13 protein-coding genes and 1 tRNA gene are annotated in these 12,729 nt (G+C 57.1%); 11 read left to right on the plus strand and 3 right to left on the minus strand.

The annotated features are described in order from the left end of the window. The first annotated feature begins 13 nt into the window (after positions 1–13). Positions 14–319 (plus strand): GNAT family N-acetyltransferase, encoded by a 306-nt coding sequence (locus GRI39_RS14115; protein ID WP_160740384.1) that lies wholly within the window; start codon positions 14–16, stop codon positions 317–319. Positions 320–366: 47 nt separating this feature from the next. Here GRI39_RS14115 and GRI39_RS14120 read toward each other — a convergent pair. Then, positions 367–441: transfer RNA gene (locus GRI39_RS14120), tRNA-Thr, on the minus strand. A gap of 109 nt (positions 442–550) precedes the next feature. Between GRI39_RS14120 and GRI39_RS14410 the strand changes: the two genes are divergently transcribed. The 9 genes from GRI39_RS14410 to GRI39_RS14160 all read left to right on the plus strand — a co-directional run bounded on the left by GRI39_RS14410 (position 551) and on the right by GRI39_RS14160 (position 8,433). Continuing rightward, positions 551–754, plus strand: a complete 204-nt coding sequence (locus tag GRI39_RS14410; protein WP_170324295.1) for a hypothetical protein — start codon at positions 551–553, stop codon at positions 752–754. 56 nt (positions 755–810) lie between these two features. Continuing rightward, positions 811–1,497: a 2,3-diphosphoglycerate-dependent phosphoglycerate mutase gene (gpmA, locus tag GRI39_RS14125; protein WP_160740385.1), complete on the plus strand. Its 687-nt coding sequence runs from the start codon at positions 811–813 to the stop codon at positions 1,495–1,497. 3 nt (positions 1,498–1,500) lie between these two features. Beyond that, positions 1,501–1,998, plus strand: a complete 498-nt coding sequence (gene purE, locus GRI39_RS14130) for a 5-(carboxyamino)imidazole ribonucleotide mutase (protein WP_160740386.1) — start codon at positions 1,501–1,503, stop codon at positions 1,996–1,998. A 1-nt stretch (position 1,999) separates the two neighbouring features. After that, positions 2,000–3,064 carry a 5-(carboxyamino)imidazole ribonucleotide synthase gene (locus GRI39_RS14135; protein ID WP_160740396.1) on the plus strand — a complete coding sequence of 355 codons (1,065 nt, stop codon included), beginning with the start codon at positions 2,000–2,002 and terminating at the stop codon, positions 3,062–3,064. Beyond that, positions 3,061–3,564 carry a dihydrofolate reductase gene (locus tag GRI39_RS14140; protein WP_160740387.1) on the plus strand — a complete coding sequence of 168 codons (504 nt, stop codon included), beginning with the start codon at positions 3,061–3,063 and terminating at the stop codon, positions 3,562–3,564. Before GRI39_RS14135 ends, GRI39_RS14140 begins: the two co-directional genes overlap by 4 nt. Next, on the plus strand, positions 3,561–4,487 hold the full coding sequence (locus GRI39_RS14145; RefSeq protein WP_160740388.1) for a bifunctional riboflavin kinase/FAD synthetase: 927 nt from the start codon (positions 3,561–3,563) through the stop codon (positions 4,485–4,487). Before GRI39_RS14140 ends, GRI39_RS14145 begins: the two co-directional genes overlap by 4 nt. A 102-nt stretch (positions 4,488–4,589) precedes the next feature. Beyond that, the gene (gene ileS / locus GRI39_RS14150) at positions 4,590–7,490 is read left to right on the plus strand and encodes an isoleucine--tRNA ligase (protein WP_160740389.1); all 2,901 of its coding nucleotides are present in this window, start codon (positions 4,590–4,592) and stop codon (positions 7,488–7,490) included. Further along, a complete protein-coding gene (gene lspA / locus GRI39_RS14155; protein WP_211371637.1) occupies positions 7,487–8,023 on the plus strand; it encodes a signal peptidase II in 537 nt (178 codons plus the stop codon). Before ileS ends, lspA begins: the two co-directional genes overlap by 4 nt. Beyond that, on the plus strand, positions 8,023–8,433 hold the full coding sequence (locus tag GRI39_RS14160) for a DUF3035 domain-containing protein (RefSeq protein WP_160740390.1): 411 nt from the start codon (positions 8,023–8,025) through the stop codon (positions 8,431–8,433). The genes lspA and GRI39_RS14160 overlap by 1 nt, the downstream gene beginning before the upstream one ends. Before the next feature lie 65 nt (positions 8,434–8,498). Here the strand turns inward: GRI39_RS14160 and GRI39_RS14165 are convergent, their stop codons facing one another. Further along, a complete protein-coding gene (locus GRI39_RS14165) occupies positions 8,499–9,827 on the minus strand; it encodes a CNNM domain-containing protein (protein ID WP_160740391.1) in 1,329 nt (442 codons plus the stop codon). A gap of 148 nt (positions 9,828–9,975) precedes the next feature. Here GRI39_RS14165 and GRI39_RS14170 point away from each other — a divergent pair, with 148 nt between their 5' ends. Next, positions 9,976–10,665: a YiaD family glycine zipper/OmpA-like lipoprotein gene (locus GRI39_RS14170; protein WP_160740392.1), complete on the plus strand. Its 690-nt coding sequence runs from the start codon at positions 9,976–9,978 to the stop codon at positions 10,663–10,665. 89 nt (positions 10,666–10,754) lie between these two features. On the opposite strand, the gene GRI39_RS14175 is transcribed toward GRI39_RS14170, so the two are convergent. Then, complete coding sequence (locus GRI39_RS14175) at positions 10,755–12,620, minus strand: ABC-F family ATP-binding cassette domain-containing protein (RefSeq protein WP_160740393.1); 1,866 nt, start codon at positions 12,618–12,620, stop codon at positions 10,755–10,757. Positions 12,621–12,729: the final 109 nt, after the last annotated feature.

A 12,729-nucleotide genomic window follows, 5' to 3' on the forward strand; every position in this document is an offset into this window, starting at 1 on the left:
AGACTAAAAAATCATGGAACAACCGATTGAGATCCAGCGTGAAGACCACACCACCCATGGGGCCTACACTGTCGCACTGAACGGCCTTGAAGAAAAGGCTGAACTGACGTGGCAGGCTGCAGGCGAATCACGCGTGGCTGACCACACCTATGTCCCCTCCTCCATGCGCGGAAAGGGCATCGCAGGGAAATTGGTCGATGCTTTGGTTGCCGATGCGAGGGAAAAGGGTTTCACCATTGTGCCGCAATGCAGTTACGTCGAAGCCGCATTCCGCCGCCATCCTGAATGGGCCGATGTACGGGCTGAAATCGAAAGCTGATCTGTTTGGAGAGAGACTGGCGGTTATGCTGCCAAAAAACGTTCGGATGGTGCTGCTAGGGAGGATTGAACTCCCGACCTCACCCTTACCAAGGGTGCGCTCTACCACTGAGCTACAGCAGCTTAACCATGCGAATGACCGGGGCGAAAAAGCATTGCCTCGGCAGGGGCGCGCTCTTGGCGTTAGTGCGCCCCCTTGTCAAGCGTTGCCGACACAGGCAGTGAAATTTGCATGGATAACAGAACCGACAAAACCCTTTCCAAGGAAGAGCGTCTGGCGGCCAAATTGCGTGAAAATCTGCGCCGCAGAAAGGCACAGGCACGCCAAATGGCCACCCCGATTGTGTCTTCAGAACATTCCGAAAATAATAAAAATGCTGCCACTTCGGGCAATGACGCAAAAGCGCCCCTTCCCAAAGACGTAGCGAAAAGCTAACTCGCCCTCCTTCCAATACCTTTCCGGCCCGTCAATCTGCAGGAGCGACACATTCCATGCCTACGCTAATCCTCGTTCGCCATGGCCAAAGCCAGTGGAACCTAGAAAACCGCTTCACCGGATGGTGGGATGTCGATCTGACCGAAAAAGGCGTAAGCGAAGCCTTTGCTGCCGGCGAGTTGATGGCGGAAAGGAATCTTCTGCCGACTCGCGCTTTCACATCTTTGCAGACCCGCGCGATCAAGACACTGCATCTGGCATTGGGCGCCTGCAACCGCCTGTGGATTCCTGAAGTGAAGGATTGGCGGCTCAATGAACGCCATTATGGCGGTTTGACCGGCCTCAACAAAGCTGAGACAGCGGAAAAGCATGGCGAAGAGCAGGTGCATATCTGGCGTCGCAGTTTCGACGTGCCGCCGCCTGTCATGGATAAGGGCAGCACGTTCGATCTCTCGGATGATCCGCGCTATGCCGGAATTGACGTTCCGCAGACTGAAAGCCTCAAGCTCACCATTGAACGCGTGCTTCCCTATTGGGAAAGCGACATCAAACCTGTGCTCGCCAGTGGCGAAACGGTGATTATCTCAGCCCATGGCAATTCTCTGCGCGCGCTGGTGAAGCATCTTTCCAACATTTCGGATGATGAAATCACCGACCTCGAAATTCCGACCGGCCAGCCGATTGTCTATGATTTTGACGAGAACATGCAGCCCGGCGAACGCCAGTATTTAAAGGATCGCTGAGCCATGGCTTCCATCCCTGCACCCAAAGTCGCCATCATTATGGGCAGCCAGTCTGACTGGCCGACGATGAAATGCGCCGCCAATGTGCTGGACGAGCTGGATGTGGAATATGATGCCCGCATCGTCTCGGCCCATCGCACACCGGATCGGATGTATGAATTTGCGCGCGGTGCAGCAGATGAAGGTTTTCAGGTGATTATTGCCGGAGCAGGCGGCGCAGCCCATCTGCCCGGCATGGTTGCAGCGCTTACCCATCTTCCCGTTCTGGGTGTGCCGGTGAAAAGCCGCGCGCTCAATGGACAGGACAGCCTGCTTTCCATCGTCCAGATGCCGGCTGGCATTCCCACCGGCACACTGGCGATTGGTGAAGCAGGCGCGACCAATGCCGGATTGATGGCAGCGGCTATTCTCGGCCTGCAGGATGCAGACCTTTCCCAACGCTTGCAGAATTGGCGCGCAGCTCGCAGCGCGGCAGTTGCAGAAAGACCTTCAGACGACTGATATGATCGAACCGGGTGCACGAATCGGAATTCTCGGCGGCGGCCAGCTTGGCCGGATGCTCTCCATAGCGGCAGCTCAACTGGGGTATAGCTGCCATATTTATGCGCCCGAAAGCGACAGTATCGCCGCAGAAGTCAGCGCGGAATTTACCAGTGCGCCATGGCATACAGAAGGCGCGCTGAGAGCTTTTGCCCGCAAATGCGATGTCATCACATACGAATTTGAAAACGTGCCTGTCGGCCCGCTGGCCGCCATCCCAGCGGAGAAACTTGCCCCCGGCCCGCTCGCACTCGAAGTGGCGCAGGATCGCCTGGCAGAAAAACGCTTTGCGCAGGAACTGGGTGGCCAGCCTGCCCCTTATGCCCCGGTTGATACGCGCGATGATTTGCTGGCCGCGTTTGATCGCTTTGGCCCCGGCATCCTCAAGACCCGCCGCGAAGGCTATGATGGCAAGGGCCAGTGGCGCTTATCCTCTCGCGAGGAAGCCGAAGCGCTGAACCAGCCCAATCGCGGGCTGATTTATGAAGGGCTGGTGGCCTTCGAAGCGGAGTTTTCCGTTATTCTGGTGCGTGGCCGGGATGGTGAAATCCGTTTTTGGGACAGTGCGCATAACAGCCATGAAAGCGGTATCCTCGCCCGTTCTGTCTTGCCGGCACCTGCTGTTATCACCCAACAGGTGGGGGATGCGCGCAAGCTTGCTGCGGCAGTGGCTGAAAAGCTGGGCTATATCGGCGTTCTGACGCTGGAATTCTTTGCCACGGCGGATGGTCCGATTTTCAACGAAATGGCCCCGCGGGTGCATAATTCAGGCCATTGGTCGATTGAAGGCGCGGTCACCAGCCAGTTTGAAAATCACATCCGCGCCATCTGCGGCCTGCCTTTGGGGGATACCTCGCTTACTGGCGATGCGGTGGAAATGCTCAACCTCATCGGCACCGATGGAGCAGAAGCGGCGCAATATCTCTCCGATGCCGATGCGCATCTCCATTTCTATGGCAAGGGCGATGCCAGGCCGGGCCGCAAGATGGGCCATGTGACTTACGTTCACCACAAGGCCAGAGGATGATCGCGCCGCAGATCACTCTGGTGGTTGCCCGCGCGACCAATGGCGTGATTGGCCGCAATGGCGATCTCCCGTGGAAAATCCGGGCTGACCTCCAGCATTTCAAGCGCATCACCAGCGGCACGCCGATGATTATGGGCCGCAAGACGTTTGAGAGCCTCCCCGGCCTGCTTCCCGGCCGCCGCCATATCGTGCTAACGCGTGATAGGCAGTGGCAGGCAGAAGGTGCCGAGATCGCGCATTCGGTGGAAGATGCAATGGCGATGGCGGCCAGCGTCAAGATTTCGGTCATCGGCGGCGCAGAAATCTATGCGCTGTTCCTGCCATATGCGACGCATATCGAACTGACAGAAATCCATGAAGACACACAAGGGGACACTGTGATGGCAGCGCCGGGGTCGGAATGGCATGAAACCGCGCGCGAGAACCATCCCGCTGGCGAGAACCACCCCGCCTTCTCCTTCGTCACTCTTCAGCGCCCGATTACGGAAAACACCCCATGACTTGGCTTGACCATCGCCAGCCCGTGCCCGCAGAGCTTCGCGGTGCCATTGTAGCCCTTGGAAATTTTGACGGCTTCCACCTCGGCCATCAAAAAGTGGTGGCCGAAACCGTGACATGGGCAAAGTCAGAAGGCCGCCCGGTGATTGTGGCGACATTTGATCCGCACCCTGTGCGCCATTTCGCCCCTCATATCCCGCCATTTCGGCTGACCACCCTGCCCCAGCGCCACGAATTGTTCCGCGCAGCCGGGGCCGATGCGATGCTGGTGTTCCATTTTGACGATGCTCTGGCGAATATGACCGCTGAAGATTTCGTCATCAAACTGCTTGGCGATCATATCGGTGCGACCGGTGTCGTTACCGGCAATGATTTCACTTTCGGCAAGGATCGTGGCGGCAATTGCGAGAAACTGGCCGCATGGGGCGCAAGCAAAGGCATCAAGGCCCGCACTGTCGATCCGGTGCTGGAAGGTGGTGCGGTCATTTCTTCAAGCCGGATTCGCGATTCCCTCAAGGCTGGCGAAGTCGAAGTGGCGGCCAAATTGATGACCCGCCCCTTCGCCCTGCGCGCCACGGTGCAGCATGGCGATAAGCGGGGCCGCGAAATCGGCTTTCCCACCGCCAATATGGATATCGGCCATTATCTGCGCCCGCGTTACGGGATTTACGCCATCACGGCGCGAATCATCGATACCGGACAGGAATTGAAAGGCGCGGCCAATATGGGCGTGCGCCCGACCTTCCAGCCCCCGAAGGAATTGCTCGAACCGCATTATTTTGATTTCAAGGGCGATCTGTATGGCCGCGAAGTGGAAGTGCGGCTGCACCATTTTCTGAGACCAGAGATCAAATTCGATTCGCTCGATGCGCTGATGGCGCAGATGGCACGCGATTGCGAAAAGTCCCGCATCCTGCTCGGCTGATTATCAGCCACGCAAAAAAGCGCCATTTCATAGCCTCAAGCAGCACGCTAATGACAGTGCCATATTGCCGCACAGGCCGATAGCGCGTAAGCGCCCGGCTCTATGGCACAGCAGAGCGACGACACAACACGGGACTGGCGCCCGACAGTATTCCTTCCCAAGACCAGCTTTCCGATGAAAGCCGGCCTTCCGCAGAAGGAACCCGGCATTCTGGAAAAATGGCAGAGTGAAGATCTGCATGGCACATTGCGTGCGCAGCGTGCAGGCCGCGAAAAGTTCATTCTCCATGATGGCCCGCCCTATGCCAATGGCGACATGCATATCGGCCATGCGCTCAATCACATTTTGAAAGACATGGTTTGCCGCTCGCAAACCCTGCTCGGCAAAGATGCGCCCTATGTGCTCGGCTGGGATTGCCACGGCCTTCCGATCGAATGGAAAGTTGAAGAGCAATACCGCAAGAAGAAGAAAAACAAGGACGAGGTTCCGGCCAAGGAATTTCGCGCCGAATGCCGCGCCTATGCCGCCCATTGGGTGGATGTGCAGCGCGAGCAGTTGAAGCGCCTCGGCATCCTTGGCGATTGGGATCATCCCTATCTCACCATGGACCCGCAGGCTGAAGGCACCATCGTTGCTGAATTGCTGAAGTTTGCTGAAAGCGGCCAGCTCTATCGCGGCGCAAAGCCCGTGATGTGGAGCCCGGTTGAAAAGACCGCACTGGCTGAAGCTGAAGTCGAATATGAGGATATCACCTCCACCCAGATCGACGTGGCGTTTGAGATTGCCGAAAGCCCGATCAAGGAATTGATCGGTGCTTATGCGGTAATCTGGACGACAACGCCCTGGACGATCCCGGTCAATCAGGCTTTGGCTTATGGCGATGAGATTGAATATGTCGCCATTTCTGACGGTGGTTCTGTTAGAGTTCTCGCGCGCGATTTGATCGGGCAAGCCGGTCAACGCGGGTGGCTTGATACAACTAACCTGAAGTTCGTCTGGGAAGGCAAAGGCTCCGACCTCGCCGGAACCAAAGTTCGCCACCCGATGCACAAACTCGGCGGCTTTTTCGAAACGCTGCGCCCCATGCTGGCCGGTAATTTCGTCACGACTGACGCCGGCACCGGCATCGTTCACCTCGCGCCAGATCATGGCGAGGACGATTTCGATCTGTGCAAGGCCCATGGCATCAATCCTGTGTTCGCCGTGGAAGCCGATGGCGGCTATCGCGCAGACTGGCTCTGGCTGCCGCGCACGGATGAACGCTCCGGCAGCGTCATCAATGCCAAATTCACCGCACCCGATGGCCCGATCTGCGAAGATCTGCGCAGCGTCGGCGCCTTGCTTTCGGCCAAGAATGACGCAAGCACGCTCCATTCCTACCCGCATAGCTGGCGCTCCAAAGCCAAAGTAATCTATCGCTGCACGCCGCAATGGTTCGTGGCGATAGACAAGCCGTTGGGCGTGCTGGAATTTGGCGCAGCTCCGCTCGATGGCATTGGTGGTGCCATTGCCGCGACTGTCTCCGGCCCCAGCGCCACTTTGCGTGAAACAGCCCTGAAGGCACTGTCCGAAACGCGTTTTGTGCCTGAAAAGGGCCGCAACCGGATTCGCTCCATGGTGGAAGGCCGCCCCGATTGGGTGTTGTCCCGCCAGCGCGCATGGGGCGTGCCGATCACGCTGTTCGTCAACCGCGAAACGGGTGACTATCTGGTCGATCCGGAGGTCAACGCCCGCATCATCGCCGCGATCACCGCAAATGGTGTGGATGCGTGGGATGAGGAACATGCCCAAGAGCTTCTCGGCAGCAAATATGACCTCGCAGATTACGAACGTGTCAGCGATATTCTCGACGTGTGGTTCGATTCCGGCTCCACCCATGCCTTTGTGCTGGAAAGTGGCCGCTGGCCTGCGCTGACCCGCCCTGAAGGCTATGAAGGCCCGCTGGCCGATGTCTATCTTGAAGGATCGGATCAGCATCGTGGCTGGTTCCAGTCTTCGCTGCTGGAAAGCTGCGGCACGCGTGGCCACGCGCCCTATAAAGCTGTGGTGACCCATGGCTTCACGATGGATGCCAAGGGCAAAAAAATGTCCAAGAGCCTTGGCAACACAGTCAACCCGCTGGATGTGATGCGCGATTATGGCGCAGACATTATTCGCCTGTGGGCCTTGTCGGTCGATTACACTGAAGATCACCGGATCGGCCCGGAAATCCTCAAAGGCGTGGCCGATCAATATCGCAAATTGCGCAATAGCTTCCGCTATCTGCTCGGCGCATTGGCTGATTATGATGAAGCAGAAGCGCTGCCCGTCGATCAGATGCCCGAGCTGGAACGCTATATGCTCGCCCTGCTGGGCGATCTGGACATCACTCTGCGCGGCGCTGTCGAAAATTACGATTTTGACCTTTACACCCGCGCATTAGCGGATTTCTGCAATGAAGACCTCTCGGCCTTCTTCTTCGATATCCGCAAGGATCGGCTCTATTGCGATGCGCCGGGCAGTATCGAACGCCGCGCCTATCGCACTGTGCTGGACATGCTGTTCCACGCACTGATCCGCTATGCCGCGCCAGTGCTGGTGTTTACATCAGAAGAAGTCTGGCAAAGCCGCTATCCCGATAGTGACAGTGTCCATCTGCTCGAATGGCCCGAATTGCCGGACGTGCAGGCTGATAAGGCCCGCTGGGAAAATCTGCGCAGGCTGCGTGAACAGGTGATGGAAGCCATCGAACCCCTGCGCCGTGAAAAGCACATTCGTTCAGGTCTCGAAGCGGAAGTCACGGTGCCCGGAAGCGCCGTACCTTACGAATTTTCCGATGCTGACCTGGCCGAATTGTTTATCACCGGCACCGTGACACGGGCGCAGCAGGATGGTGTTTCGGTTGCGAAAACCACCGATGCCAAGTGCGGCCGCTGCTGGCGCCACCTGCCCGAAGTTGCCGAAGACGGCGCTTTGTGCAATCGCTGCGCAGATGCCGTGGCCGATATGGATATGCCTGAATGAACAATGTGCTGCGTAACCGGCTGATGGGCTTTGTGCTGGCCATCGTGATTTTCGCGGTGGATCAGTATGTCAAATGGCTGATGATCGGCCCGCTTCGGCTGAACCACATCGGCCATATCGACCTGCTACCCTTCTTCGACCTCACATGGACGCAAAATTTCGGCGTGTCGCTCGGCATGTTCACTGCCACATCGATGGAAACACGCTGGATTCTGGTGGCTGTCACCGGGCTGATCGCTCTGGTCGTGTTCGTGTGGATTTTGCGAGAGCGCCGTCTGGGCGATATTGCCGGCCTTGCGCTTGTTCTGGGCGGGGCTGCGGGCAATATCCGTGACCGCGTGGAATTTGGCTATGTCATCGACTATGCCGATTTCCATATTGGCACATTCCGGCCGTTCCTTATTTTCAATATCGCTGATGCCGCCATCACGATCGGTGTCCTGATTATCCTTGCTCGTTCGCTGTTCATGGGCGAGAAACCCTCGACACCCCAAAGCGAGGCCAAAGCGGACAAACCCGCGGAGACGAATTGATGCGCAACACCACCCGATTTACCCTTATTGTCACAAGTTGCTCGCTGTTGGCGGCTTGCGGCGGCGATGGGCTTTTCAATCGCCAGCGGCCCGATGAATTTGCCGTCCAGCGCCAAGCTCCCCTGGTGGTTCCGCCAGACTTTGAACTCACCCCCCCTGCTCCTGGCGCACCGCGCCCGGCAGAAGGCACAGCCAGCCAGAGAGCGCTTGATACGCTGTTTGGCGGTCCTGCAAACCGCAGCAGTGTAGAAAACAATGCTCTGAGCCGTGCTGGTGATGCAGACCCGGGTATCCGTTCTGAAGTGGGTTCGGAAAAGACCAATACGGTCGACAAGGGCACAACCACCCGTGCGATCCTCTCTGCCCCTGAAGGCGATGGCCAGGCTGCACAGGCTTCCATCCCGAATTAAGCAACCCATCTTTGGAATGAAAAGGCCGGGAAATGCCCGGCCTTTTTTGTTACCGACAAGGTGGCTTAATCGCCCGAAATATCGTCGCCTTCATCATCCTGTGTGACCTTGCTGACCAATAGTTTGTCAATCTTGCGGCCATCAAGATCGACCACTTCAAACCGCCAGCCCTGTTCTTCAAACACTTCGCCTTCCTGTGGCAATTTGCGCAGGATAGAGAGCACAAAGCCGGCAGCGGTCGCAAATTCACGCCCTTCTGGTAGCCCGATACCCAAATGGGTGATGAGCGCATCCGCAGGCAAAGCCCCTGAAATCAGCAGCGAACCATCAGCCCGCTCGACAATATCAGGCCCATCTCCTTCATCCTGATAGCTGGCAAAGCTCCCGGCAATCGCGCTCAGCAGGTCAGCCGGTGTGACGATACCTTCAAGATGGCCATATTCATCATGCACCATGGCCATGCCCGTTCCCGATTGCTGAAGGATGCGCAAAGCATCCAACGCATCTAGCTGATCAGGCACGACTTCGGTTTTGCAGATCAATTCGTCCAACCGCACTTCTTTGCCGAGCAGCATCAACGCGAGCACTTCGCGCACTTTGATAACACCGATCAATCTGTCAGCCGATCCATCAGCCACCGGAAGCAAGGAATGGGGTGAGTCTTCAATCGCAATGCGCAGCTCTTCCTCGCTCGCTTCACGATCAATCCAGTCGAGCTCAATACGGGGAGTCATCAGGTCACGCACTTTGCGATCCGCAAGGCGCATGACGCCCGACAGCATCGCACCTTCCTCCTCCTCGATAACGCCAGAGCGGGTGGCTTCGGCAAACAGCATCTGCAGCTCTTCCGCTGTCAGCGATTGCTCTCCACTATGCCGAACCCGCAGGAGACGTAAGGCAAGGCTGGAGGATCGATCCAGCACCCAGACAAAAGGCGCACCGACCATGGCAAGGAAAGCCATCAGCGGCGCCACCACAATCGCCACAGGCTCCGCTGCACGCAAGGCAAGCTGCTTGGGCACCAATTCCCCGGCCACCAGACTGAAATAGGTGGTGAGGACGATGACAAGGGCAAACCCCATATCATCAGCATAGCGCGCAGGCACTCCCAGTGCCGCCAGACGCTCTCCTACAGGGCCGCCAAGCATAGCCCCTGAATATGCGCCTGAGACAATCCCGATAAGCGTAATACCGATCTGAACGGTGGAAAGGAACTTGCCAGGATCAGATGCCAGAAGAAGCGCAGTTCTTGCAGCACGGTTGCCTTTGTCGGCCGCCATTTGAAGCCGCGCCCGCCGCGCTGACACAATCGCCAGCTCCGACATGGAGAAGACCCCGTTCAAAATAATGAGCGCGGCAAGAATGCACAGATCGAACCAAGGAAAAGGTGTCACGCCCAATTGCTAGCAGAGTTTCAGGCAAGCGCGAAGATCAGAATTTGCGCTTAAGGAACGGCCGTTCATGTTAAGCGTATATAGCCAAAGGCCAGGCACCCGCGTGAACAGCGGGACAGGCCTGTTAGTTGTTCAGGAGGAACCCAAAATGCAAACGTCCCGCTATTTCCTTTCGGGTCTGGCCGCTCTTTCCCTCGTCGCTGTTTCCGGCTGCGTCACCGATCCCAACACCGGGGAACGCAAGATCTCCCGCACCGCCATCGGCGGTGTAGGCGGTGCTGGCCTGGGTTATCTCCTGGGTGGCCTGATCGGTGGAGATACAGCACGAATCATCGGCGCTGGCATTGGCGGTGTTGCTGGTGGCGCAGTTGGCTATCAGATGGATTCGCAGATCAAAGAACTGAAGGAACAGACCGCCGGTTCTGGCGTGGATGTGACACAGACACCCGATGGCGATGCCATTTTGGTTAACCTTCCCGATGTCACTTTCGCCGTGGACAGTACCGCGATCAGTCCCAGCTTCCGCTCCGCGCTCGACGATGTGGCTGCCAGCCTCGCAAAATATCCCAACAGCCTGGTCGACGTGATGGGCCACACCGATTCGACAGGGTCTGCGTCTTACAATCTCGACCTCTCACGCCGCCGTGCCGAATCCGTTGCCAACTACCTCGTATCCCGCGGTATCTCGCGCGCGCGTATCGAGACCATTGGCTATGGCGAACAATATCCTGTGGCTGACAACACAACCGAATCTGGCCGCGCCTTGAACCGTCGTGTGGAAGTGAAGATCACGCCGATCACGCAAGATCAGGTGCGTGAAGCCCGCTCTGGCTCCTGATTGGATGCCTATCACTGAAACAAAAGGGCCGCTCACAGAGCGGCCCTTTTTTATAGCGTTTCAGCAAGTCCCCTGACGCACAATGCAATTTAACGAATGGAATCCAGACGTTCGCTAAATTTCATCCAGGACGCTTCCTGCTCTGCCAGTTTGTCGACCAGTTCAGCCCGCTTCTTGCCAAGATCACCGATGGAGAGTTTCGCCAACGGCCCCTTTGCATTTGCTGGATCAGCCAGAATCGCATCGATCTCAGCACATTGCGCTTCAATATCAGCCACCGCTTTTTCGGCCGCCTTGATGTCCTTTTTCAACTGACGCGTTTCCTCGCGCCAATTGCTGGACTGTTGGCTACGCCTGGGCTTGCCTTGCGCTTTGCTTTCGGACTGCGGCTGATTTCGTCCAAGGACGAAATCGATATAATCCATCATGCTGCCATCATATTCTGTCGCCGTGCCACTATCGACCAGAACCAGCCTGTCGGCAGTCAATTCGACCATATGCCGATCATGGCTGATGAGAATCACCGCGCCCTGATAGTCGTTGAGCGCCTGCACCAGTGCTTCGCGCGCATCCACATCAAGATGATTCGTCGGTTCGTCGAGGATCAGAATGTGGGGCGCTTCGCGTGTCACCAACGCGAGCGCCAGCCTTGCACGTTCGCCACCCGATAGCTGGCGGACATTCGTCATCGCCTTGTCGCCGGAGAATCCAAAGCGGCCAAGTTGCGCCCGGACCTTTTCAGGTGGCTTGCCTTCCATCGCCCGGCTCATATGATCGAACGGTGTGGCATCACCCGCCAGTTCTTCCACTTGATATTGCGTGAAATAACCGATCCGCAACTTCGGCGTGCTGCTCATCCCACCTTCCATCGGGGGAAGCTGGCCTGCCAACAGGCGCGCCAATGTGGTCTTACCGTTGCCGTTGCGGCCCAGAAGCGCCAGACGGTCATCTGGATCAATCCGAAGATTGAGCCGCTGGAGAATGGGTTTTTCTTCCGTATAGCCAACCGCTGCCAGATCCAGCGTCACCAGAGGTGGGCGCAATTCTTCCGGATCAGGGAAGCGAAAGCTCATTTCCGGATCTTCGATCATCGAAGCAATCGGCTGCATCCGAGCGAGCATCTTGGCCCGAGACTGCGCCTGTTTGGCGGTGGAGGCACGGGCACTGTTTCGCGCCACGTAATCTGCCAGCTTTGCGCGCTGTGCTTCCTGTGCGGCTCTGGTTGCTTCAATTTGCGCTGCACGCGCTGCCCGCTGCTTTTCAAAGCTGTCGTATCCACCAGGGTAAAGCATCAGCTTTCCGCCCTGAAGGTGGAGAATATGATCCGCCACATTGTTCAGTAAATCACGTTCATGGCTGATCAGCAGAATTGTCGCAGGATAGCTCTTGAGAAAATTCTCAAGCCATAGGGTCGCTTCGAGATCAAGATGGTTGGAAGGTTCATCAAGCAGCAACACGTCAGGCGCCGAGAAGAGCAAAGCCGCCAGAGCGACCCGCATTTTCCAGCCACCTGAGAAATCATCCAGCTTCTGCTGCTGCATTCCTTCATCAAAGCCCAGTCCAACAAGGATTCGGGCCGCTCTTGCAGGCGCACTATAAGCATCGATCGCCAGCAGGCGTTCGTGAATATCGCCCATCCGATTGAGATCTGGGTCGCATTCCAGTTCCGCCATCAGTTCAGCACGTTCGATATCTGCAGCCAGCACCGTTTCAAATGGTGTGGAATCACCGGCAGGCGCTTCCTGTGCGATATAGCCAAGCTTCGCACGGCGCGGCACATCAATGCTCCCTTCGTCAGGGTCGATCTGACCGATCAGCGCTTTCATCAGCGTTGACTTGCCAGCTCCATTACGCCCAACCATCCCCACCCGACCATTCGGGGGAATAGAAGCGCTCGCCTTATCGAGAATAGTACGGCCACCAAGGCGTACGGTGATGCTATTAATTGTCAGCATGAGCGCGCCTTAGCAGCGTCTCTGTGAAAGCGCTATGGACTGCATTCAGATAGATGAATTTCGTGCCGAACCTTGCTGGTCTGGCGATCCTTTAGATTCCCTGAGGGGG

This window comes from Altericroceibacterium indicum, from assembly GCF_009828105.1.
Classification (GTDB): domain Bacteria; phylum Pseudomonadota; class Alphaproteobacteria; order Sphingomonadales; family Sphingomonadaceae; genus Altericroceibacterium; species Altericroceibacterium indicum.

What these genes read in the sequence shown, in the direction of transcription:
- GRI39_RS14140 (WP_160740387.1), top strand. Translation starts at nt 3,061, where the DNA reads ATGATCGCGCCGCAGATCACTCTGGTGGTTGCCCGCGCGACCAATGGC.
- GRI39_RS14170 (WP_160740392.1), top strand. Translation starts at nt 9,976, where the DNA reads ATGCAAACGTCCCGCTATTTCCTTTCGGGTCTGGCCGCTCTTTCCCTC.
- purE (WP_160740386.1), top strand. Translation starts at nt 1,501, where the DNA reads ATGGCTTCCATCCCTGCACCCAAAGTCGCCATCATTATGGGCAGCCAG.
- GRI39_RS14115 (WP_160740384.1), top strand. Translation starts at nt 14, where the DNA reads ATGGAACAACCGATTGAGATCCAGCGTGAAGACCACACCACCCATGGG.
- gpmA (WP_160740385.1), top strand. Translation starts at nt 811, where the DNA reads ATGCCTACGCTAATCCTCGTTCGCCATGGCCAAAGCCAGTGGAACCTA.
- GRI39_RS14410 (WP_170324295.1), top strand. Translation starts at nt 551, where the DNA reads ATGGATAACAGAACCGACAAAACCCTTTCCAAGGAAGAGCGTCTGGCG.
- GRI39_RS14145 (WP_160740388.1), top strand. Translation starts at nt 3,561, where the DNA reads ATGACTTGGCTTGACCATCGCCAGCCCGTGCCCGCAGAGCTTCGCGGT.
- GRI39_RS14160 (WP_160740390.1), top strand. Translation starts at nt 8,023, where the DNA reads ATGCGCAACACCACCCGATTTACCCTTATTGTCACAAGTTGCTCGCTG.
- ileS (WP_160740389.1), top strand. Translation starts at nt 4,590, where the DNA reads ATGGCACAGCAGAGCGACGACACAACACGGGACTGGCGCCCGACAGTA.
- GRI39_RS14135 (WP_160740396.1), top strand. Translation starts at nt 2,000, where the DNA reads ATGATCGAACCGGGTGCACGAATCGGAATTCTCGGCGGCGGCCAGCTT.
- GRI39_RS14175 (WP_160740393.1), bottom strand. Translation starts at nt 12,620, where the DNA reads ATGCTGACAATTAATAGCATCACCGTACGCCTTGGTGGCCGTACTATT.
- lspA (WP_211371637.1), top strand. Translation starts at nt 7,487, where the DNA reads ATGAACAATGTGCTGCGTAACCGGCTGATGGGCTTTGTGCTGGCCATC.